The organism is Streptomyces sp. NPDC092952 (assembly GCF_044754785.1).
Taxonomy (GTDB): Bacteria; Actinomycetota; Actinomycetes; order Streptomycetales; family Streptomycetaceae; genus Streptomyces.
Window position 1 is genome coordinate 657621 of sequence record NZ_JBIVPT010000002.1, and the last position, 20939, is coordinate 678559.

17 protein-coding genes and 3 tRNA genes are annotated in these 20939 nt (G+C 72.9%); 8 read left to right on the top strand and 12 right to left on the bottom strand.

Translation table 11 applies throughout. The features are described 5' to 3' along the window. Window positions 1-160: 160 nt before the first annotated feature. Complete coding sequence (locus tag ACIQGQ_RS06780; protein WP_402391563.1) at window positions 161-505, bottom strand: hypothetical protein; 345 nt, start codon at window positions 503-505, stop codon at window positions 161-163. Continuing rightward, window positions 502-1080, bottom strand: a complete 579-nt coding sequence (locus tag ACIQGQ_RS06785) for a DUF6232 family protein (RefSeq protein ID WP_402391566.1) — start codon at window positions 1078-1080, stop codon at window positions 502-504. The genes ACIQGQ_RS06780 and ACIQGQ_RS06785 overlap by 4 nt, the downstream gene beginning before the upstream one ends. A 334-nt stretch (window positions 1081-1414) precedes the next feature. Here ACIQGQ_RS06785 and ACIQGQ_RS06790 point away from each other — a divergent pair, with 334 nt between their 5' ends. From ACIQGQ_RS06790 to ACIQGQ_RS06800, 3 genes are all read left to right on the top strand, one after another. Then, complete coding sequence (locus ACIQGQ_RS06790; RefSeq protein WP_366296191.1) at window positions 1415-1756, top strand: hypothetical protein; 342 nt, start codon at window positions 1415-1417, stop codon at window positions 1754-1756. Between the two features lie 173 nt (window positions 1757-1929). Then, on the top strand, window positions 1930-2613 hold the full coding sequence (locus tag ACIQGQ_RS06795; protein ID WP_402391569.1) for a hypothetical protein: 684 nt from the start codon (window positions 1930-1932) through the stop codon (window positions 2611-2613). Next, window positions 2604-2677 (top strand) — tRNA-Lys (locus ACIQGQ_RS06800). The genes ACIQGQ_RS06795 and ACIQGQ_RS06800 overlap by 10 nt, the downstream gene beginning before the upstream one ends. A gap of 85 nt (window positions 2678-2762) precedes the next feature. Here ACIQGQ_RS06800 and ACIQGQ_RS06805 read toward each other — a convergent pair. Next, on the bottom strand, window positions 2763-3977 hold the full coding sequence (locus tag ACIQGQ_RS06805; RefSeq protein ID WP_402392000.1) for a M6 family metalloprotease domain-containing protein: 1215 nt from the start codon (window positions 3975-3977) through the stop codon (window positions 2763-2765). Between the two features lie 434 nt (window positions 3978-4411). Here ACIQGQ_RS06805 and ACIQGQ_RS06810 point away from each other — a divergent pair, with 434 nt between their 5' ends. Continuing rightward, a complete protein-coding gene (locus tag ACIQGQ_RS06810; RefSeq protein ID WP_402391572.1) occupies window positions 4412-6298 on the top strand; it encodes a putative bifunctional diguanylate cyclase/phosphodiesterase in 1887 nt (628 codons plus the stop codon). A gap of 31 nt (window positions 6299-6329) precedes the next feature. Here the strand turns inward: ACIQGQ_RS06810 and ACIQGQ_RS06815 are convergent, their stop codons facing one another. Together ACIQGQ_RS06815 and ACIQGQ_RS06820 are read right to left on the bottom strand one after the other, a co-directional pair. Beyond that, window positions 6330-7472 carry an LLM class flavin-dependent oxidoreductase gene (locus tag ACIQGQ_RS06815; RefSeq protein ID WP_402391575.1) on the bottom strand — a complete coding sequence of 381 codons (1143 nt, stop codon included), beginning with the start codon at window positions 7470-7472 and terminating at the stop codon, window positions 6330-6332. Window positions 7473-7534: 62 nt separating this feature from the next. Continuing rightward, the gene (locus ACIQGQ_RS06820) at window positions 7535-8326 is read right to left on the bottom strand and encodes a decarboxylase (protein WP_402392003.1); all 792 of its coding nucleotides are present in this window, start codon (window positions 8324-8326) and stop codon (window positions 7535-7537) included. A 196-nt stretch (window positions 8327-8522) separates the two neighbouring features. Here ACIQGQ_RS06820 and ACIQGQ_RS06825 point away from each other — a divergent pair, with 196 nt between their 5' ends. The 3 genes from ACIQGQ_RS06825 (at window position 8523) to ACIQGQ_RS06835 (ending at window position 11335) form a co-directional block, all read left to right on the top strand. After that, a complete protein-coding gene (locus ACIQGQ_RS06825) occupies window positions 8523-9476 on the top strand; it encodes a D-2-hydroxyacid dehydrogenase (RefSeq protein WP_402391578.1) in 954 nt (317 codons plus the stop codon). Between the two features lie 69 nt (window positions 9477-9545). Then, window positions 9546-9619: transfer RNA gene (locus ACIQGQ_RS06830), tRNA-Lys, on the top strand. Between the two features lie 168 nt (window positions 9620-9787). Beyond that, entirely contained in the window at window positions 9788-11335 is a 1548-nt protein-coding gene (locus ACIQGQ_RS06835; RefSeq protein WP_402391581.1) for an MFS transporter, read from the top strand. A gap of 160 nt (window positions 11336-11495) precedes the next feature. Here the strand turns inward: ACIQGQ_RS06835 and ACIQGQ_RS06840 are convergent, their stop codons facing one another. The 4 genes from ACIQGQ_RS06840 to ACIQGQ_RS06855 all read right to left on the bottom strand — a co-directional run bounded on the left by ACIQGQ_RS06840 (window position 11496) and on the right by ACIQGQ_RS06855 (window position 17595). Continuing rightward, window positions 11496-13211 carry an AMP-binding protein gene (locus ACIQGQ_RS06840; protein ID WP_402391584.1) on the bottom strand — a complete coding sequence of 572 codons (1716 nt, stop codon included), beginning with the start codon at window positions 13209-13211 and terminating at the stop codon, window positions 11496-11498. A gap of 26 nt (window positions 13212-13237) precedes the next feature. After that, window positions 13238-13828, bottom strand: coding sequence for a lytic polysaccharide monooxygenase (locus ACIQGQ_RS06845; RefSeq protein WP_402391586.1), 591 nt, complete (start codon window positions 13826-13828; stop codon window positions 13238-13240). Window positions 13829-13976: 148 nt separating this feature from the next. Continuing rightward, a complete protein-coding gene (locus ACIQGQ_RS06850; protein WP_402391589.1) occupies window positions 13977-15887 on the bottom strand; it encodes an SPFH domain-containing protein in 1911 nt (636 codons plus the stop codon). Between the two features lie 394 nt (window positions 15888-16281). Next, complete coding sequence (locus tag ACIQGQ_RS06855; protein ID WP_402391591.1) at window positions 16282-17595, bottom strand: peptidoglycan-binding protein; 1314 nt, start codon at window positions 17593-17595, stop codon at window positions 16282-16284. A gap of 184 nt (window positions 17596-17779) precedes the next feature. Here ACIQGQ_RS06855 and ACIQGQ_RS06860 point away from each other — a divergent pair. After that, window positions 17780-17853: transfer RNA gene (locus ACIQGQ_RS06860), tRNA-Lys, on the top strand. Window positions 17854-18247: 394 nt separating this feature from the next. On the opposite strand, the gene ACIQGQ_RS06865 is transcribed toward ACIQGQ_RS06860, so the two are convergent. From ACIQGQ_RS06865 to ACIQGQ_RS06875, 3 genes are all read right to left on the bottom strand, one after another. Next, window positions 18248-18838: a hypothetical protein gene (locus tag ACIQGQ_RS06865; protein WP_402391594.1), complete on the bottom strand. Its 591-nt coding sequence runs from the start codon at window positions 18836-18838 to the stop codon at window positions 18248-18250. A gap of 73 nt (window positions 18839-18911) precedes the next feature. After that, window positions 18912-19700, bottom strand: a complete 789-nt coding sequence (locus ACIQGQ_RS06870; protein WP_402391597.1) for an HAD-IIA family hydrolase — start codon at window positions 19698-19700, stop codon at window positions 18912-18914. A gap of 112 nt (window positions 19701-19812) precedes the next feature. Further along, window positions 19813-20874, bottom strand: a complete 1062-nt coding sequence (locus ACIQGQ_RS06875; RefSeq protein WP_402391599.1) for a 2-aminoethylphosphonate ABC transporter substrate-binding protein — start codon at window positions 20872-20874, stop codon at window positions 19813-19815. Window positions 20875-20939: the final 65 nt, after the last annotated feature.

A 20939-nucleotide genomic window follows, 5' to 3' on the forward strand; every position in this document is an offset into this window, starting at 1 on the left:
CTTCGCCTGGACCGGGCCGACGCGCCGCCGCCGGCAGCCGCGCTGGAAGAGTCCGCCGAGCCGGTGGGCCCGGCCCTGTTCCGGGGTGTCCGAGCGGGTCGGTACGGGGCGGCCTGGTCACCGCGTACGCGGTCGCGGCCCCGTACCGCCCGGATCGCCGCTACACGCCGAGGAGTTGGCGGATCCCGTTGATCGCGTTCTCGATCGGCTCGCGCAGTGCCCCGGCGGTCGCGACGATGCCCGCGATCGCCGTGAGGGCGTTGGCGCGGGCCTGCGGCTGGACCGCCGCGTCGGGGGCCAGGTGCCCGAGGGAGCCGTCGATCGTCCGCGCGTCCTCGGGCGGGACCGTCTCGCGCAGCTCCCGGAGCATGATGGTCAAGTCGGCCAGCGCGGCCTGGAGTTCCGGGTCGACGGGGGCCGGTGCGGCGTTCTTCACGATGCCGATGTTGCCGGTTCCGTGCACGTTGACGTTGTCGCCCGCGATGTGGAAGGTATCGCCGCTCACTGTTTCACCATTCCGCTGTTGCCCGAGCCGCCGTACATGTTGACGTTGTCGCCGAACTGGTAGTTCTTCGGATTGATCATCAGGGTGTCGACCTTCACCCGGAACTCGGCGTCGGGGTTCTCGATCGCGTTCACGACATGGCCGACGAGTTCATGGAGGTGGGGGATGTTCCTGCTGGTCACCAGCGCCGTCGACAGGCCGGATGTCTCGACGGCCAGTACCCAGTGGGAGCGGGCGGAGAGGACCATCACCAGCTCGGAGGCGGCGAAGACGAACGCGACGAGGCCGCCGATTTGGACGACCCCGGCGATCATCTCCGAGTCCTCGCTCGAACCGAAGCGGGTGATCCCGTTGAGGGTGGCCAGACCGAACGTCACCGCGAGGATGAGTGCGAGCTGCTTGAAGAAGCGCACGGCCGCCTGGCCCCGCTTCGGGGTGAGCAGGAAGGTGTACACCCGCGTGATGTTCCGCAGTGGGTAGGCCGCGCCACCGACCCACAGCAGCCGCTTGCCGACCCGCAGCTCGATACTGCCGCCCAGGTGCGGAGGGATCGTCGGCGGGGGAAGCGCGGGCACCCTGTTGTGCCAGGGCCGATCGTCGCCGCCGTCGGCCGGCCGGGGTTTCCCGTCCGGTCGACGGGACGGCATCGGTGGTGGGCTCGACGGTGGACTCGGCGGCGGATCCGCCGCCGGTTTCTCGGGCTCTTCCATGACCTGCCGACCCCCCAAAGAATGTGACGTCCCTCACCGGGAGCTGAAGGGTAGCGGCGCGCCTCTCCGCAGTACCGGCCCTTTCCAGCCATACAGCGCACCCGGCGATCGGCGCGGTACGGCGGAAGGGGGCTTGCGGGGCGTTGGACAATGGAGGGTGGCATCGGGACGGTCCGGCGATCCAAGGAGGCAGCCTCACATGTCAGAAGCCGAGCGGAACGGGCAGCAGCGGATGCGCCCCGCGCCCCTGCTCTTCGAGCCGTCGGAGGCGGTCGCCGACCCCGAGCACTTCTTCGACCTGGAGTCCATGGACGACCCCCGGGAGCTGCTGTCCCGCGCCACCGAGCTGACCCTCGCGTTCCGGGCCGCGACCGACCGCGCGGTCGAGTTCCAGGCGATCGCCGCCGCGCAGCTCGCCGATCCGCGCCGGTTCGACCGGCTCACGACCGGGGACATCGCGGAGCGCGCGCAGTGGACCGAGGACTATGCCAAGAAGATGGTCGAGTTCGGCAGAAGCCTGCTGCGCGGCACCACGCCCTGACCGTCGTAGCAGCTCGGGAGCCACGTACCGGCCCGTCGCACACCGGCCGGTTCTGACGTCGGGCAGCACCTCTGGCATATGCCCGAGCGCAAGATACTCCCTCCTCCCCCGAGCTGTCCCGGTTTCCGGCAACTCTCGGAACGCGTCCGATCACTCCCGGTAGATATGTCGGCATGACCGCATGGCTACCGGAACACACGCCCCTGCACCCCAGCGACGCCCCGCACCACCGCACCGAGCTCTTCGCCGTTCCGCGCGACCAGACGGCGGCCCGGACGGAGCACGTCACGGCGGCCGGTGCCGCCTGGCTCGCCGGCGCCTCCGCGTATCCGCGCAGCACGCTGGCGCAGTGGGAGGCGCACCCCGCCCTGCCCGGGGTGCTGCCGTGCGGCTCGGCCTTCGACGTGGTGAACGTGCCCACGCTCTTCGGGCGCCGGATGCTGGAGCACCTGTGGTCCGACGGGCCCGGTTCCGGGCCGGTGGCCACGCACCGGGGGCGGATGCTGCTCTTCGCCTCGCCCGGCACCGCCCAGCGGCTGCCCTCGCTGCTCGACTGGGAGGAGTGGGGCGGCTGTGCCGGTGCGGAGGGCGGCGGCGAGGGGCGGGTGCCTCCGCTGCTCTGCCACGGCACCGGGGACGCGGTGACCGTTCCTCCCCTGGCCTGCGGCCCGGCCGCGTCCGGCCCCCGCTGGGTGGTCGCGCCGGACACCCGTACCCCGTGGCTGCCCGGTCCCGACGTGCTGCTGTGGGCCTGTGTACGGGTGGCCAGGTCAGCGCCCCCGTCGGCGGTCCGGGATTCGATTTTTCCTCCTGCGGATCCGGATGCTAATGTCTACGACGTCAGCAGGCGCCGCTAGCTCAGTTGGTTAGAGCAGCTGACTCTTAATCAGCGGGTCCGGGGTTCGAGTCCCTGGCGGCGCACAGACGGAAGAAGCCCCTCGCGGAAGCGGGGGGCTTCTTCGTTGTGGGGTCCACGTCCACGGGGCTTTCCCCGGCCTCGGGGGCATCAGGGGTTCGCGGTGGGGATTCCGGTGGTGATGTGGACCGTCCAGGCGCCCGACGCGGTCCGGCCCGCGACCTCGATCCGCGCGTGCCCCTCGGGGAGGCTGTACGTCTCACCGACGCGCAGCGGGGCGTCGGCGAGCGGGGCGTAGACCGAGCGGTCCCAGCAGGCGTCGGTGCGGGGGTGGGTGTCGATGACCTGGACCGGTCCGCCGCCGGACGGGGTCTCGTTGCGCACCCGGTAGAGCAGGACGCCCTCGGTGCAGGTGGTGGTGTCGTTGCCGGTCGCGCCGCGGGCCTCGATGGCGACGGCGGTGTTCTCGCCGGTCCTGATCACCGCGAGCCGGGTGCCGATGGAGGCGCCGGGGCCGGGTGCGGCGGCCATCGGCACCAGGGTGAGGTCCCGGTCGCTCTGGACGCAGGCCACCTGGCGGCGGTCCAGCCAGCCGAGCTTCCACTTGTGCCAGCCGAAGAGGTCCGGCGCGAGTCCGAACTGGCTGCCCATCACGTCCCAGTCGCCGACGTGGGTGTCCCAGTCGCCTTTGCCGTCCGACGGCCGGTGGTAGAGGTCCGGCAGGTCGAAGACGTGCCCGGTCTCGTGGGCCAGCACGTTGTGGTCCGGCGGGTGCTGTTCGAAGACGGTGACGACGCGGCGGATGTCGGTGCCGTCGGCGCGCAGCGGCCGGTCGAAGTTGACGACCTTGGTGGCGTCGGAGTCGACGCCGGGGGCGTCCGGGTCGGCGACCAGGTAGACGATGTCGTACCGGGAGAAGTCGACCACCGGATCGGCGGCGGCCACGGCGTCGCGCAGGTAGGTGCCGCGCCCCTCGTCGTCCCAGTCCCGGTGTATGCCGTACCGGTCGGAGGCCCTGGGCATCCGGATCCACTGCTTCAGCGGGTGCGCGCGCAGCGTGAACTTCCCGTAGGAGGCGCGCTGGAAGAACTGGGTGGTGGCGGGGAAGTGGTCGGCGGCGAGCCGGTCGGGCGCGATGTCCGGGCGGTGGTCCGGGAAGGACAGGAAGATCATGACCGCGTCGAGCGGGCGGTCGGGCCGGGGATAGGCACTGTTCCAGCCGTCGACACCGAGTGAGTGGTGTGCCCCGGTGCGGGGCAGGGCACAGGGTCCGGGACCGGCGGTGGCGGCGACGGCGGGTCCGGCGACGAGGGAGGTGGCGGCGAGCGCCAGCAGGGAGGTCACGGCGGCCCCCGTCGCGCGCAGCCGGGACCGCTCCCCTCCCCCGGATCCCTGCGGACGCGGCACGGCTACCTCCGGTACCTCCGGGTACAAAACGCGGTGACCCCACCCACCCTGGGTCGGGGGCGGCGTTTCGGCCTGTTGGGCTGCACCAGTCGAGTCAGGGACCGACCGCGCCCCTGACCCTCACAGAACGTCACATTCGATCAATGACGCATCGTGGGAGAAGGTGAACGTTCCCAAGTGATCGGTTACGGGCAAAACGGAACCTTGCGTGAAGGGCGCGTGCGGGGCGTACGCGGGGCGTGCAAAGGTCGGACGCTGGAATGGCCGACACACCAAGCTCTATGCTTCACCAGGCTTTCCCGCGTGGACACCGCCTCCGAACCAGGCACTCCGCGCGGCGGGCCAGTCCGGCCACACCTGTTCAGGACAGAACTGCACGGCGGGAGCGAACGGTGAGCGGAACCTCCGAAGGGGCCGGGTCCGCGGCGGGCACACCTCGGTGCTCCGCGGGACCGACGGTCTCGGATCGTCACGTTCCGTGGCCGCCCGCCGGAGCCAGGAGTTCCGAGCCGCACGGCTACCGGGCCGCCTTCCTCGCCGCCACGCTCCCGATGGCCGTCGTCGACCACGAAGGCCTGGTCGTCACCGCCAACGAGGCCCTCGGCGACCTCCTCGGCCTGCCCGCCGCCGCGCTGACCAGCCAGTCCGCCGCCGACCTCCTGGACCTCGCGGCGGACGGCCGCACCTGGCACGCGTACCGCGAGGTGCTGCACGGGCGGCGGGCGCGCTTCCGGCGTACGCACCGGCTCAGGCACCCCGACGGGCGCACGCTGTGGGTCGAGGTCACCGTCGTACCGATGCCCGAGTGCGAGGGCCGGGCGGGGCGGGAAGGGTGCGAGGGGGCGGGCCGGGTGCTGCTCTCCGTCGCGGACGTCAGCGACCGGCGCGAGCTCCAGAAGCGGCTGCGCCACCTCCAGATGCACGACCCGGTGACCCGGCTGCCCAACCGGACGCTCTTCTTCGAACGGCTTTCGGCCGCCCTGGAGGCCACGGCGGACGGGGCCCCGGCGGGCGACGGCTCCGGGGAGCCCCGGATCGGGCTCTGCTATCTGGACCTGGACGGTTTCAAGGCCGTCAACGACACCATGGGCCACCGCACCGGCGACCGGCTGCTGGCCGCCGTCGCCGCCCGGCTCACCGAGTGCGCCGCCCAGGCCGGCCCGCGCCGGGGCGGCGGCGCCCGTCTCGTCGCACGGCTCGGCGGCGACGAGTTCGCGATCCTGGTCGAGAACTCCACCGGTACGCGGCAGCTCACCGACCTGGCCCGCGCGGTGCTGGCCGCCCTCCAGCGCCCCTTCGACCTGGCCGGGCAGCGGATCTCGGTCTCCGCCTCGATCGGGGTGGTGGAACGGCCGGTCGCCGGCACCTCGGCCACCGGTCTGATGCAGGCCGCCGACACCACGCTGTACTGGGCGAAGGCGGACGGCAAGTCCCGCTGGACGGTCTTCGACCCGGAGCGCAACGCCCACCGGATGACCCGCCAGACGCTCGCCTCCACGCTGCGGCCGGCGGTGGAGCGCGGCGAGTTCACCATCGAGTACCAGCCACTGGTCGGTATGGCCGACGGGATGGTGCGCGGGGTGGAGGCGCTGGTCCGCTGGAACCACCCGCAGTTCGGGCTGCTCTCGCCGAATCGGTTCGTCGCGATCGCCGAGGAGGACGGCTCGATCGTCCAGCTCGGCCGGTGGGTGCTCCGGTCCGCCTGCCGTCAGGCCCGGCGCTGGCAGCTGGAGCACCCCACCGATCCGCCGCTGTTCATCAGCGTCAACGTGGCGGTGCGCCAGGTCTGGGACTCCGACCTGGTCACCGATGTCGCGGAGATCCTTGCCGAGACGGGGCTCGACCCCTCGCTGCTCCAGCTGGAGCTGACCGAGTCCGCGGTGATGGGGTCGGCGGGCCGCCCGATCCAGGCACTCCAGTCGCTCAGCGACATGGGGGTGCGGATCGCCATCGACGACTTCGGCACCGGCTACTCCAACCTCGCCTATCTGAGCCGGCTGCCGGTCTCGGTGCTGAAGCTGGACGGCTCCTTCGTCCGCGGATTCCGCTACGACGACGGCGCGCACCCCAGCCCGGCCGACGAGACGATCGTCGAGGCGATGGTGCAGCTGGCCCACCGGCTGGGCCTGACCGTCACCGCCGAGTGCGTGGAGACGGCCGGTCAGGCCGAGCGGCTGCGCCGGATCGGCTGCGACACCGGGCAGGGGTGGCTCTACTCGCGCGCGGTGGCCCCGGAACGGATCGCCGAGCTGATCGGCGCGGGTCCGTTACGGGGCTGAGGGCACGGGCGGGCGGACGCGACCGGCGGGGTCAGGCCGCCGGGAGGCCGTACGCGTCCGCGATCAGCTCGTAGCTGCGCAGCCGGGCCTCGCCGCCGTGGGCGTTGGCGGTGATCATCAGCTCGTCGGCGCCGGTCCGCTTCGCCAGGTCGTTCAGGCCGGTGCGGACCTGGTCGGCGGTGCCGTGCACGATGTTGGTGAGCCAGCCGTCGACGAACTCGCGCTCCATCGGCGTGTAGTCGTACGCCTCCGCCTCCTCGGGCGTGGGGACCAGACCGGGGCGGCCGGTGCGCAGCCGGACCATGGACAGGGCGCCGGAGAGCACCTGGCGACGGGCCTCCCGCTCGTCGTCGGCGGCCAGGGCGGCGACGCCGATCAGCGCGTACGGGGCGTCGAGCACCGCGGAGGGCCGGAAGGACTCCCGGTACAGGTCGAGCGCCGGAATCGTGTTCTGCGCCGAGAAGTGGTGGGCGAACGCGAACGGCAGCCCCAGCACCCCGGCCAGCCGGGCGCTGAACCCGGACGAGCCGAGCAGCCAGAGCGGCGGGCGGCCCGGGGACTGGACACCGCCGTCGGACGTGGCCTGGACCGGGCCCGGAACGGCGTGGATCCGCGCGTACGGGTGCCCGTCGGGGAAGTCGTCGTCCAGGAACCGGGTCAGCTCGGCGAGCTGCTGCGGAAAGTCGTCGGCCCCCTCGTTGAGCCGGTCGCTGCGGCGCAGGGCGGCGGCCGTGGCGCCGTCCGTGCCGGGGGCCCGGCCGAGGCCGAGGTCGACGCGGCCGGGGGCCATGGCCTCCAGGGTGCCGAACTGCTCGGCGATGACGAGCGGGGCGTGGTTGGGCAGCATCACGCCGCCGGAGCCGAGCCTGATGCGCTCGGTGTGCGCGGCGAGGTGGGCCAGGATGACGGCCGGCGAGGAGGACGCGACGCCGGGCATCGAATGATGCTCGGCGACCCAGTAGCGGTGGAAGCCTCGGCGCTCGGCGAGCCGGGCCAGCTCCACGCCGGTGCGCAGGGCCTGGGTGGCGGTGCGGCCCTTGCCGACGGTCATCAGGTCCAGCACGGAGAGCGGTACGGGGGCCGATCCCTCCGCGGTGCCGTGGATGCCCGTGTCGTGGGTGCCCGTGTCGCGGCGCTCGTCGCCCCGGTGCCCGTCGCCTCGAATCTCGTCCACTTCCTGGCCCTCTCCGGTGGTGCTTCGGCTTCCGGAAGGACGTAACAGGAGGTGATCTCCGGTTATTCCCGGTGGCTGCCCCGTCCGCTGTGCGCGCGGGCCCGGCCCTCGCCCCAGACGGGCACCGGGGCGGGCGGCGCCTCCCGGCCGGCGAAGAGCCTGCCCAGCCGGGGGGACCATGCGCGGCGGCCGGCCAGGCGCAGCCCCTCGCGCACGGTGGCCTGGTTCCCGGTGAGGACGGGCTTGCCGAGGAAGGCCTCCAGCTCCTCCTCGTGCCCGGCGGTGTGCAGCGCGGTGTCGGGGAGCAGCACCACGTCAGCCTCCGGCCGGTCCGCCGCGGCGGCCAGCTCCTTCACCCGGTCGAGGTCCCAGGCGGCGGCCTCGGCGGCGGAGCCGAGGGCGGCGGCGGTGGTCGCGGCCGTCTCGATGTCCGCGGCGCGCAGGAATCCGGCGAACGCGGCGGTGACCTCCTCGGAGTAGGTGGAGGCGACGGCGACCCGCCCGGCACCCAGCTCCCGTACCGCGTGCACCAGGCCGAGGGAGGTGCTGGAGGCGGAGACGCCGACCGCGCGGGCCAGGGCGGCGGTCTGCTCGTGGGCGCCCTCCCACCCGTACAGGAAGCTGCCGGCCCCGCTCGCCCACACGACGCACTCGACACCGGCGCGCTGGAGGTCGGCCACTCCGGCGGCCAGCCGCTCGGGCTCACCGGTCCGCAGCAGCGCCTCGGCCGCGTAGGAGTCGTCCGCCACCCCGGTGTGGTGCACCACCAGCCGGACGGCGTCGAGCAGGATCTCCATCCGGGGGTAGTCGTCCTGGGCGAAATGGTCCGGGTAGAGGATTCCGACGGTCGTCATGTCCACCTGTCCGCCCTCCTGCGCGCTTCCGGCGTACGCCCGGCCTTCCTTGCGGCCGGGCGCTCCTGCCGCCGCCCGTTCCTTCCAAGTATTCCCCCATATGCGGCGAATCCTCCGATGCCCTGTTGACGGGTGGCGGGGCGGCTGCGAGCGTGGTCGTCCCGCACCCCCGGACGCAGCGGAGCGAGCGACTCTCATGCCGGAGCCCACCGTGCTCGTCCTGGACACCGCCCCCTCGCCGCGCCTGGGCCGGCTGACCGGCCGGGCCCGTGTCCGGTACACGGACGGGGCCGGGCTGACCGCCCTGCTCCCCACCGCCGACGTGCTGCTGGTGTGGGACTTCACCTCCGACGCGGTACGGGACGCCTGGCCCGGCGACGGGAAGCGCCCGGCCTGGGTGCACACCGCGAGCGCGGGGGTGGACCGGCTGCTCTGCCCGGAGCTGACCGCCTCCGACACCGTGCTGACCAACGCCCGGGGCATCTTCGAGCGGCCGGTCGCCGAGTACGTCACCGGGCTGCTGCTGGCGTTCGCCAAGGACCTGCCCGGCACCCTGGACCTCCAGCGGCGGCGGCAGTGGCGCCACCGCGAGACCGTCCGGCTCGCGGGCAGCCGGGCCGTCGTCGTCGGCGCGGGTCCGATCGGGCGGGAGATCACCCGGCTGCTGATGGGGCTGGGCATCAAGGTGGCGCTGGTGGGGCGGACCGCGCGGCGCACCGTGCACGGCATCGGGGATCTGGACCGACTGGCCTCGCTGGCCGACTGGGTGATCGCCGCCGCCCCACTGACCGACACGACCCGCGGCATGTTCGACGCCCGGTTCTTCGGGCTGATGCAGCCCTCGGCCCGCTTCGTGAACGTGGGGCGCGGCCCGCTGGTCGTCGAGGAGGACCTGGCCGAGGCGCTGCGCAGGCGGTGGATCGCCGGTGCGGCGCTCGACGTGTTCGAGCGGGAGCCGCTGGAGCCCGGGAACCCGCTGTGGGACGTACCGGATCTGATCGTGTCCCCGCACATGAGCGGGGACACGGTGGGCTGGCGGGACCGGCTGAGCGAGCAGTTCGTGACGATGTTCGACCTCTGGGCGGGCGGGCAGCCCCTCCCGAACGTGGTGGACAAGCGGCGTGGCTACGTACCCATGCCCGAAACATAACGGTAAGCACCTATTCGACCGGGTGGCATCGACATCCTTCCGGACCAGGTATGATTTTCAAGTCAGCAGGCGCCGCTAGCTCAGTTGGTTAGAGCAGCTGACTCTTAATCAGCGGGTCCGGGGTTCGAGTCCCTGGCGGCGCACAGACAACGCACTGGGCGGTTCACGTACACACGTGAACCGCCCAGTGCGTTTTGCGCTGCCCGCACCCCTCCCCGCCTCCCCCTCACCGACCCCTGCCCGAGGAAATGTACAAGCGTTTTAAACGCTCGTACTAGACAAGCGTTTTATACGTCCGTACATTGCTTGTCATGCCGAACGCCACGAGCACGACGCGCACCACCGCCGCACAGGGTCCCCTCGCGGGACGCCGGGAATGGACCGCCTTCGTGGTCCTCCTGCTGCCCCTCCTCCTCGTCTCGATGGACATCTCCGTCCTCTTCTTCGCGATCCCGTCCATCGACCGGGACCTCGCCCCCAGCGCCACCCAGCAGCTCTGGATCTTCGACGTGTACGCCTTCGCCCTGGCCGGGCTGCTCATCACGATGGGCTCGCTGGGCGACCGGATCGGCCGCCGCAAGCTGCTGCTCCTGGGGGCGGTGGCGTTCGGGACCGCGTCGGTCGGTGCCGCCTACGCCGACAGTCCGGAGATGCTGATCGCCGCCCGCGCGCTGCTCGGGATCGGCGGGGCGACGCTGATGCCGTCGACCATGGGACTGGTGCGGAACATGTTCCGCAACGAGCAGCAGCGCACCCGCGCCGTGGGGATCTGGTCGGGGGCGATGGCGGGCGGGGTCGCGCTCGGCTCGGTGCTCAGCGGGGTGATGCTCCAGCACTTCTGGTGGGGCTCGGTCTTCCTGATCAATGTGCCGGCGATGGTGCTGCTGCTCGTCCTGGTGCCGGTGCTGGTCCCCGAGTTCAAGGACCCGAACCCCGGCCGCTTCGACCTGCTGAGCGTGCCGCTGTCGCTGGGCTCGGTGCTGCCGGTCATCTACGGCGTCAAGGAGACGGCCGCCCACGGCTTCGGCCTGCGCAACACCCTGATCGCCGCCGCCGGGCTGGTCGTCGGCTGGTTCTTCGTCCGCCGCCAGCGGGTCCGGCGCGACGCGATGATCAGCCGGGAACTCTTCCGCGACCGCAACTTCTCGGCCGGGATCGGGCTGAACGCGATGGCCGCGTTCGCGATGATGGGTTCCTCGTTCTTCACCACGCAGTACCTCCAGTCGGTGCTCGGCATGGGCACGTTGGAGGCGGCGCTGTGGAGCCTGGCTCCGTCGCTGGCCGTGGGCGCCGCGGCCCCCACCGCCACCGCGGTCGCCCAGCGGGCCGGACGGGCCCGGGTGATCTGCGCCGGCTTCGTCATCGCCGCCGCGGGCTTCGGCCTCCTCGCCCTGACCGGTACGGACGCGCTGTGGCTGCTGCTGGTCGGCTGCGCCGTGATGAGCAGCGGCATCGTCACCGTGATGGCGCTGGTCTCGGACCTCGCGCTGTCCACCGCCCCGCCGGAGAAGGCGAGTTCGGCGGCCTCGCTGCTGGAGACCGGGCAGGAGTTCGGCGGCGCGATGGGGATGGCCCTGCTGGGGGCGGTGTCCACCGCGATCTACACGGCGGACATGCCTGACTCGGCCCCGGAGATCGCCCGCAAGACCCTGGCGGGTGCGGTGGCCACGGGCGACGGTTCGCTGATCGCGGCGGGACGGGAAGCCTTCGTCCACAGCATGCACAGCGCCTCGGCGGCCGGTGCGGTGCTGCTGCTGGCGGGTGCGGTGCTGGCCGCGACGGTGCTGCGCCGGGCGGCGCGGCCCGACGAGCGGGAGGCCACTGCGGATGTCGCCGCGGAAGCCGCGCCAGTGGCTTAGGGGGTGTCTGATAAATGAGTGCGGGTGAAGGAGCGGGGTCCGGTGCGTGCGATCGCAAGGCGCCGGGGCGTCCGCGTGGCGGAGCCACGTGGGCGGTTCGGCAACGCCGCGAGCGTGCGTGCCGGACCCCGCGACGCCGCAGGCATTTGTCAGACACCCCCTAGGGCTGGGACTCGTCGTTCGGGCCGTGCTCCGGTGCCGGTCGGGCTCGCTGGTCGAGTCCGGGCGGCACCGGCGTGCCGTGCGCGGTGTACGCGGCCGCCAGCGCCGACAGCCCCTCGTCGGTGAGCGGGGCGTACGCCCCGTCCGGGCCCCGGTGCCAGACCGGGTCGCCGCACCAGAACCCCTCCCGGCGCAGGCCCGCCCGGTGCACCTTGTTCGTCGCCGTCACCGGCATCGCGGGCACGATCCGTACGAAGGCGGGGGCCATCTTCGTCCCCAGGTCCGGCTGGGCCGCGAGGAACCGGGCGAAGGCGGCCGGGGCGAAGGCGGCCCCCGCCCGCAGCGCCAGCGCCGCCATCACCTGGTCCCCGGCGGCCGGGTCCGGCACCGCGTACACCGCCGCCGCCACCGCGTCCGGCCACCGGGCCAGGATGTTCTCGATCATCGCGGCGGCCAGGTTCTCGCTGTCCACCCGGAGCCGGTCGTCGGTGCGGCCCGCGAAGTAGTAGAAGCCCTCGGCGTCCCGGAAGAAGAGGTCCCCGGTCCAGTACCAGCCGCCGCGCACCCGTTCCGCGTCGGCCGCCGGGTTGCGCCAGTACCCCTCGAAGGGGGTGGGGCCCCGGTTGACCAACTCCCCTATCGCCTCGGCCCCGTTGACCAGTCGTCCCGCCCCGTCGAAGACGGCGGCGGCCCGCTCCCGCCCCGTCTCCGGATCGACCACCGCGAGGTCGTCGCGCGCGGCGGCCCGGCCGACCGCCCGTGCCGGGGTGTCCGGGGTCCGCTGGATCGCCGCGCCGCCCTCGGAGGAGCCGTACCCCTCGACCAGCCGCACCCCGAACCGCTCCCGGAACCGGGCCGCGTCCACCGCCCCGGCCTCCGTGCCGAAGCCGAGCCGGAGCCGGTGCTCCCGGTCGTCCGGCCGCTCGGGGGTGGCGAGCAGGTACTGCACGGCGCGGCCGACGTAGGTGAAGTACGTGGCCCCGTGGGCGCGTACGTCGTCGAGGAAGCCGGAGGCGGAGAAGCGGCGGCGCAGCGCGACGGCGGCCCCGCCGGCCAGCGCGGGGGCCCAGTCGGCGATCACCGCGTTGCCGTGGAACATCGGCATGCAGACGTAGTGGACGTCCTCGCGCCGGACCCGGAAGTGGCCGGCCAGCGAGGCCCCGGCGGCCGCCAGCCGCCCCTGGGTGCAGATCGCGGCCTTGGGCGCGCCGGTGGAGCCGGAGGTGAAGTAGAGCAGCATCCGGGTCCCGGGGCCGGTGCCCGGCCGGGCGACGGCGGCGGGCTCGGCCCCGGCGTACGGGGCGAGGAGTTCGGCGTACGCCTCGGTGCCGGTCACCAGGACGCGGACGCCCGGGAGGTCCAGCCCGGCGAGGAGCGGCAGATGGGCGCGCTCGGTGACCAGGATCCGGCAGTCGGTGTGCAGGATGTCGCGGGCCAGTTCGGCGCCGCGCCGGGTCGGGTTGATCCCGGCGACGGCGGCCCCGGCCAGGGCCGCCGCGCTCAACCAGAGAGGAAACTCCGGGGTGTTGTCCAGCAGCACTCCCACGTGCGGTTCGCCGCCCGCCGGCAGCAGATCCGCCAGGAGCGCGGCCCGAGCGGCAGCGCCCGAGGCGACCTGGTGATGGGTGAGGACGGTGTCCTCGTACCTCAGTCCGGGCCGGTGGTCGCCCCATTGGCGCTGTACGAGCTCCGCTGCGGTGCCTGCGCTCCCCATGGCGCCGCACGGTAACTGACTATACGTCAGAACTGAACATCGGAGCAGGCGTAGAACGCGTTGGTCGTGTCGGCGACGTTCCAGACGCTCAGGATGATGTGCTTCCCGGTCTTCTGGGTGGGGATGGTGCCCTGCTGGGTGAGGGTCGCCGGGGGCTGCTTGCCGCCGTACGGCACCGTCATGAAGGGCTGGGACTCCAGGTCGGCCCTGGTGAGCGGCTTGGTGGGGTCCCAGCCGTCCTTGGTGATGTAGTAACGGAAGTCCGACGTGGCATGGCGGGCGGTGAACTGCCAGCGGAACTGGAAGCCCTGGCCGCCGGTGACCTGGGTGGCGGGCCAGTTGCCGCCGCGCGGGTCGTCCAGCTGGGCGAACTCGCCGTGACCGCCGGAACAGATCTTCCCATCGGCCGGACCCGCCGCCGGGAACCCCTTGGGGCCCTCGACGCTCTGCGGCTCCCACTGGATGTTGCCGCAGCCGGTCACCGTGCCGTTGGCACAGAGCTTCTGGCGGCTGATGGGGTTGTCGGTGTAACCGTGGCTGCTGGCGCTGCTGGTCGCGAACATCGAAACGCCCACGACGGCCAGGCCGACCACGGCCGCACTCACCTTTTTACGCATGTGCTGTCGCTCCTTCAGAACGGGGGGAGGTTCCATGAGCCGTACTGCGCGCGTTTCCTGCGGTCTAGACCAAGTCTTAGGTTATGGACGGGACATGAACATGTCCAGACCAATCGAAGGTGGATTCCGGTTACCGGTCCGGTTCGGCTCAGGACCCCTCCCGGCCGTTGCGGCCGGTGTAGAAGGCCACCGTCAAGTCCTTGACGAGGGACTTCCGTTCGTAGTCGTCCAGCTCCACGATGCCGCGTGCGGTGAGCCGGTTGACGGTGTCGTCGACCGCGTCCACCACCGAGGTGAGCACGCTGTCGCGGTGCTTGGCGTCGAGGACGGCGATCCGGCGGCGCTGCATCGCGGCGGCGACCTCGGGCGCGTACTCGATCCCGGTCGGCTGCGCGGAGTAGACCTCGATGCCGACCGGCTCGCAGTCCGCCTTCAGCAGCCGGGTCAGCGCGTCGCCGACCGCCTCCGCGTTGCGCAGGGTGTGGGTGTCCTCGTGGAAGGCGTCGGCGGGCAGCTGGGAGAGGACCCGGGCCATCGCGGCCTCGACCTGCTCGCGCAGGTACGCCTCGTGGTCGGCGACCCCGAGCGCCGCCCGTGCGGTGTCGTCGATCCGCCACACCACGAGGACGACGACACGCAGCGCGGTGCCGTTGGCGTCGACGGCGGGGAGCGGTTCGCTGCGCCAGTGCCGCAGCCGTACGTCGATGCGGCGGCGCAGCAGCAGCGGGCTGATCCACATCAGCCCGGTCCGCCGTACGCTCCCCCGGTACTCGCCGAACAGGGTCAGCACCCAGGCGTGGCCCACCCGGCCCCGGCTCAGGCCGCCGAGCGCGAAGAGCACCAGCGAGGCCAGCGCGGCGAGCGCCGCCCAGGCGCCGAGGCCGACCCCGTGGTCGGGGCGCGGCGTGAGCCCGAACCGGACGAGCGCCCCGGCGGGCAGGGTGCCGTTCCACCAGAGCACCGCGCCGACACCGGTCGCGCCGGTCAGGGCGGTGAACAGCGCCAGCCAGCCGGGGATCGCGGGGCCCGGCCGTTCGGCGAGGCAGGGATCGCCGGCCGGGGCGGGCCGGGTGGAGGGCCTGACCTGCGGCCCTCTCGGCAGGGGCGGTCTGTGCGCGTCCGGCCGGGGCGGCTCGCCGCCACCCCACCAGGGGCCGTCGGCGGGCGGGTCCTCGGGCGGGGCGGTACGGGATCCGGCGCGGGCCGCCTCGGCGGCGTCCTCGCGGAAGAGCAGGTGGACCGGGATGGTCGAGGTGCGCCCGGAGGCGATGACCGCCTGGTGCCGCCCGGCCGCCCGGAGCGGTTCGGCGGCGGCCACGGGCACGGGCGCTTCACCGCCGGACACCGGCAGCGAGTCGAAGACCGCCTCGCGGGCCGGGCTGGGCCGGGGCGCGGGCGGGGCGCCGACCTCCTGGTCCGTGGGGTCGGCGGGGAGCGGCACCAGTGGCCGGCCCTCCGCGGCCGGGAGCGCCGGAACCGAGACCGAGGCCGAGGTCGTACCGAAGCCCGCCTCCGGAGTGTCGCCCGGGACCAGGTCCAGTACGAGATCGACGACCGGTTCCGGGCCGACACCCCGGAACGGCTCCGGAGCCGGTTCCAGAACCGGAGCCGGAGCCGGAGCCGGATCAGGGACGGCCGGGGCAGGGACAGCCGGGGCAGGGTCGGCCCGGTCCGGGCCGACCCAGTCCGGAACAACCTCGTCCGGAACGACCTCGTCCGGAGCGGCCCCGAACGGGGCGGGCCGGTCCGAGGCGACCCCGGGCGAGGTGGCCCCGAACGAGGCGGTGCCCTCCCACTCGGCGGTCTCCCACTCGGCGGCCTCCCGGCCGAAGGCCCCGCGGCCGGGCGGCTCGTACCGGGGAGCCCCGCGCCCGGGCGGCTCCCACCCGGGCGCGTCCCACACCGGCACGTCCCGGCCGGGCTCCTCCCACTCGGGAACGGCCCGCCCGAACACCGCCCGGTCGGGTACCTCCCACTCGGGCACCTCCCGGCCCGACACCGCCTGACCCGACACCGCCTGCCCCGTCGCCTCCCACTCGGGCACGTCCCGTCCAGGCACCTCCCGACCGGACACGGTCCGCCCCGTCGCCTCCCACTCGGGCGCGTCCCGTCCAGGCACGTCCTGACCGGGTACCTCCCACCCGGGCATCTCCCGACCGGACACCGTCCGCCCCGCCGCCTCCCACTCGGGAGCTTCTCGGCCGGGCCCCTCCCGGTCGTACGGCTCCCACCCCGGCGGCTCCCATCCGGGCGGCGCCGCCCGGTCCGGGGAGGGCGGTGGGACCGGCGCCCGGTCGCCCTCGCCCGGCCTTCCGTCCTCCGGGGTCCCGGAGCTGCCCGACACCGTGGATCGCATACCCGCCTCCGTCATGTCCGTCGTGTCACCCGAAGAGTCGTGTTCGGCCGGGGGGTCGCGCCCGGCCGAAGAGCGGCGCCCGGCCGAGGAACCGTGTTCAGCCGAAGAGCCGCCGCCAGGTCTCCGGCCCGGGGTAGCCGTCGGCCGCCGCGCCCCGCCAGCCCTGTGCGCGCTGGAAGGCCTCGACATTGCGCCGGTCGGCCTCGGTCCACCGGGGACCGGGACCTGACGTGTAGTACTTACCGAATCCCTTCTTCACCAACTGTTTGCCGAGCCGCTCGACATGGCTGTTGCTCTGTCCGGACCGGAAATAGCCCCGCCCGGGGTACTTCGAATCCTGGTTCGACGTGTGGTGTCCGCCGCCGGAACCGCCTCCCGCGGCGGGGATGTCGCGGCCCGTGCCGTTCACCAGCAGCCGCCAGGTGCCCGGGCCGGGGATGCCGTCCGCTTCCCGCCCCTTCCACCCCTGGGCCCGCTGGAACGCCTGCGTCGCGCGCCGGTCCGACTCACCCCAGGCCGGGCCGGGCCCCACCCGGTAGAAGCGCTTGCCGCCCCGCGCGATCAGCATCCGGCCGAGCTCGGTGACATGGGCGTTGCGGGCGCCGGGCCCGAACTTCCCGGTGCCGGGATAGGCCCTCGACACCGCACCGGCCGCACCGCCCCCGGTCAGCCCCCGGTAGCGGTACGCGACGTAGCTGCCGGAGTGGGACCAGTACGCCATCGGCGCCGTCACCCGGCGGGTGTGCGGCTTCGTCTGCTCGTACGCCGTGTAGTGGCGGTGCGAGGAGTCGGTCCAGCCGCCGAAGATCGTGACGTGCGAGCCCTTCGTGGGGTCGGCCGGATTGTGGAAGAGCAGGATGTCGCCGGGCTGGAGCTGTGCCCGGGGGATCCGGGTGCCGAACGCGGCGAGGCTGCCGGTCCACTCGTTGCCGGGCAGGTCCCAGGCCATCGACACATAGCCCGAGCAGTCCCGCCGGTAGCCGTCGGTCCAGTACCCGGAGAGGCTGTACGGGACCTGGGCGGTGACCCACCGCCGTGCCCGCTGGATGATGGCCTCGCGGGTGGTGGGGCGCAGCTTGGGTGTGGTGGTCGTGGTCGAGGGCGGTCCGGCCGCCCCGGCGCCCCGCAGCGGCCCGGGCCCGCCCTGCGGGCTGTCCCCGCCCTGCTCGGCGCGGGCGGCCCCGGCCGCTCCGGCCACCGGGCCCGTGAGGCCCGCCGCCTCGGCGACGCCGCTGCTCAGCACCACCCCGGCCGCGGTGGCCAGCACCAGGGCGCGGCGGGCGCCGTGGGCGGCCGGATGGCCCCCGTACCGCACGGGCAGGGCGCGGGCGGCGGTCCGCCGCCGTGCGGCGCACCCCGCGCAGGCGCAGTCGGCGGCGGGCTCGTACTCCTCGAATGCCGGCACAGTCATGCGATCCCCTCCGCACTGGTCAAGATCTTCCGGGAACGTCCGCTCGGACACCGGTGTCTCAACTCTCCTGACATAAGACATTTTGACGGACAGAAGAGAAAAAACGACCATCCGACAGGCCGCGAACGAACGCCGATGGTCCGGAGCACTCTCCGGCTTCGGGTAGAGTTCTCCAGGTCAGCAGGCGCCGCTAGCTCAGTTGGTTAGAGCAGCTGACTCTTAATCAGCGGGTCCGGGGTTCGAGTCCCTGGCGGCGCACGCAGAGCCGAAGCCCCCTCATCGAGCATGAGGGGGCTTTCGCGCGTCCACGCACCCGCACCGCACCCCCTCGCCGGACCTCCCGCCCCGGGGCGCCCTCGATGACGCCCTTCTGAATCATTACCCGAATGGGCGGCGCACAGTCACCGAACGGTTACCCAGAGGCGCGAAGCGGATTCTCATACGCCGCCACGTGCGCCCTCCGCAAGGGGGACCCGAATCGTACGTACGCCCGGCGGGCGTCGAAGCGGGCCGGGGCGAGGAGCTGGATGTCGTCGGCGGTGAAGACCGCGACGGTGCCGTCCGTTCGGGTGAGCTCGGCCTCGGCCCACCGGCCAGGCGGACAGCCGCCCCGGCCCGGGGTTCCGTACCGGGCCGGGGCGGGGCGCTCAGGTCAGTCCGTGGTCCGGCGGCCCCGGCGGCGGGTGCCGCGGAGCACCACGGCGACGGCCGTGACGGCGGCCAGGACCAGTCCGGTGACCGTCTGCGCGGTGCCGGGGCCCTCCTGGCGGCCGTCCCCGGTCGCGAACAGGGCAACGCCGCCGCCCGCGGCGACCGGGGCGAGCGGAGTGGCCCGGCCCCGGTCGATCACGGCGACCGTGCCGGTACCGGTGGTTCCCGTGGTATCGGCGGTGCCCGTGGTGTCCTGGCTGCCTTTGCCGTCCGTACCGGCCGCGCAGGTGACCCGGACGGCGTGGTCGCCGGGCCGGGCGTCCGAACTGATCCGGGTCCGGGCGACGAGCCCCCCGTCCGGGCCGGGGGCGAAGCCCGCCGGGGCGACGAAGGCGTCGGACCGGCCGGTGGCCGCGCGGCCCGCGCAGCCCGTCAGCCTCAGCTCCACCTCACCGCCCGCCCCGACGGAGCCCGGACTCGCCGTGAGCGAGACCCCCGGGGCGGGCCCGGATTCGGCCAGTGCGGTGGCGGCGGGCGCCAGGGTCGCCGTGACCACCGCTGCGGCACAGAACGTGAGGAGCGTGAAGCGCATCGTGAACCTCCTTCGAGCAGGTTCACGCGTCCCGGCGCGTTCCGCATCCGCAGGAGCGGGGCGCCGGGGCCCCTCAGGGGGTTTCGACCAGGTCGACGAGGTCGGCGATCGAGTCGACGACCTTGGACGGCCGGAACGGGTGCTTGTCCATGTCGGCGACCGTGGTGAGCCCGGTCAGGACGAGGAAGGTCTGCATCCCCGCCTCCAGACCGGCCAGCACGTCGGTGTCCATCCGGTCGCCGATCATGGCGCTGGACTCGGAGTGGGCGCCGATCGCGTTGAGCCCGGTGCGCATCATCAGCGGGTTGGGCTTGCCCGCGAAGTACGGCTCCTTGCCGGTGGCCTTGGTGATGAGGGCGGCGACGGAGCCGGTGGCGGGGAGCGGGCCCTCGGCGGACGGGCCGGTCTCGTCGGGGTTGGTGCAGATGAACCTGGCCCCGCCGTTGATCAGCCGGATCGCCTTGGTGAGCGCCTCGAAGCTGTACGTACGGGTCTCGCCGAGGACCACGTAGTCGGGTTCGTGGTCGGTGAGGACGTACCCGATGTCGTGCAGGGCGGTGGTGAGCCCGGCCTCGCCGATGACGTACGCCGTGCCGCCGGGGCGCTGGTCGTCCAGGAACTTGGCGGTGGCCAGCGCGGAGGTCCAGATGTTCTCCACCGGCACGTCCAGGCCCATGCGCTTGAGGCGGGCGTGCAGGTCGCGGGCGGTGTAGATGGAGTTGTTGGTGAGGACGAGGAAGGGCAGGCCCGATTCGCGCAGCCGCTTGATGAAGGCGTCCGCCCCGGGGATCGGGGTGCCCTCGTGGATCAGGACACCGTCCATGTCGGTGAGCCAGGATGAGATCGGCTTGCGCTCTGCCATGTGCGGGACTCCTGCCGTACGCCGTGTGCGGGGACGCCGGCGGCACCGCGTTGTGCAGCGCCGACGTCCCCGATTTTAGAGCGTGGGTCCCTCGGGACCCCGGGCCGGCCGGTCAGCTGCCGGTGGCGGACTTCCAGGCGCCGACGTAGTCGTCCAGGTTGGTGCCGATGTCCGACCAGTCGGGCTCGAAGATCTCGACGCCGTCCATCAGCTTGGCCAGCTCGATGGCGTTGGCGTCGGTGGCCTCGACGTCCTTGCGGGCGGAGAAGCCGCCGCCGACCGCGCTGACGTCCTTCTGGGCCTGCTCGGAGAGCATGAAGTCGAGCAGCTTCTTGCCGTTCTCGGTGTGCGGGGCCTTGTTCACCAGGCCGGCCGCGTAGGGCAGGGCGAAGGTGGTGGGCTTGCCGCCCTGCTTCGCGGGGAACCAGAGGCCGAGGTTGGGCATGTCCTTGGACTGCGCGAAGTTCATCTGGACGTCGCCGTTGGCGGCGAACAGCTCGCCCTTGTCGACCTTGGGGGCCAGCTTGCCGGTGGAGGCGGACGGGCCGACGTTGTTGGCCTGGAGCTTCTTCAGGTACTCCATCGCCGGCTCCTTGCCGCCGAAGTCGTGCATGGCCTTGATGAGGACGGCCGTGCCGTCGCCGGCGACCCCCGGGGTGGAGTACTGGATCTTGTTCTTGAACGAGCCGTCGAGCAGCGCCTCCCAGGTGCCCGGCGCCTTCTTCAGCTCCTTCTTGTTGTAGATGAAGCCGAAGTAGTTGTTGACGACCGAGGTCCACTTGGCGTCGGAGGCCTTGTCGGCGCCGTCGACCTGGTCGGCGCCCTTCGGCGCGTACGCGGCCAGCAGCCCCTTGGCGTCGGCCTGCTGGATGAACGGGGGCAGGGTGACCAGGACGTCCGCCTGGGTGTTGGACTTCTCGCGGACGGCGCGCTGCACCATCTCGCCGGAGCCGCCCTCCACGTACTTGACCTTGATGCCGGTCTTCTTCTCGAAGTCCTTGAAGACCTTGTCGTACCAGCCGTCGCCGTTCTCGCCCTTGAGGCCGTCGGCGCTGTAGACGGTGACGACCTTCTCGTCGGAGGCGGCGGAGGAGCCGCCGCAGGCGGAGAGGGTGGCGGCCAGGGCGAGGGCGCCGGTGACGGCGGCGATGGGCTTGAGGTGGTTCTTGCGCATGGCGGGTCGTATCTCCTGGATGTCGGCCGGAAGCCGGCCGGAGTCGTTACGGGGGTCCGAGGTCG

What these genes read in the sequence shown, in the direction of transcription:
- ACIQGQ_RS06790 (WP_366296191.1), top strand. Translation starts at nt 1,415, where the DNA reads ATGTCAGAAGCCGAGCGGAACGGGCAGCAGCGGATGCGCCCCGCGCCC.
- ACIQGQ_RS06795 (WP_402391569.1), top strand. Translation starts at nt 1,930, where the DNA reads ATGACCGCATGGCTACCGGAACACACGCCCCTGCACCCCAGCGACGCC.
- ACIQGQ_RS06820 (WP_402392003.1), bottom strand. Translation starts at nt 8,326, where the DNA reads ATGACGACCGTCGGAATCCTCTACCCGGACCATTTCGCCCAGGACGAC.
- ACIQGQ_RS06825 (WP_402391578.1), top strand. Translation starts at nt 8,523, where the DNA reads ATGCCGGAGCCCACCGTGCTCGTCCTGGACACCGCCCCCTCGCCGCGC.
- ACIQGQ_RS06835 (WP_402391581.1), top strand. Translation starts at nt 9,788, where the DNA reads ATGCCGAACGCCACGAGCACGACGCGCACCACCGCCGCACAGGGTCCC.
- ACIQGQ_RS06840 (WP_402391584.1), bottom strand. Translation starts at nt 13,211, where the DNA reads ATGGGGAGCGCAGGCACCGCAGCGGAGCTCGTACAGCGCCAATGGGGC.
- ACIQGQ_RS06845 (WP_402391586.1), bottom strand. Translation starts at nt 13,828, where the DNA reads ATGCGTAAAAAGGTGAGTGCGGCCGTGGTCGGCCTGGCCGTCGTGGGC.
- ACIQGQ_RS06855 (WP_402391591.1), bottom strand. Translation starts at nt 17,595, where the DNA reads ATGACTGTGCCGGCATTCGAGGAGTACGAGCCCGCCGCCGACTGCGCC.
- ACIQGQ_RS06865 (WP_402391594.1), bottom strand. Translation starts at nt 18,838, where the DNA reads ATGCGCTTCACGCTCCTCACGTTCTGTGCCGCAGCGGTGGTCACGGCG.
- ACIQGQ_RS06870 (WP_402391597.1), bottom strand. Translation starts at nt 19,700, where the DNA reads ATGGCAGAGCGCAAGCCGATCTCATCCTGGCTCACCGACATGGACGGT.
- ACIQGQ_RS06875 (WP_402391599.1), bottom strand. Translation starts at nt 20,874, where the DNA reads ATGCGCAAGAACCACCTCAAGCCCATCGCCGCCGTCACCGGCGCCCTC.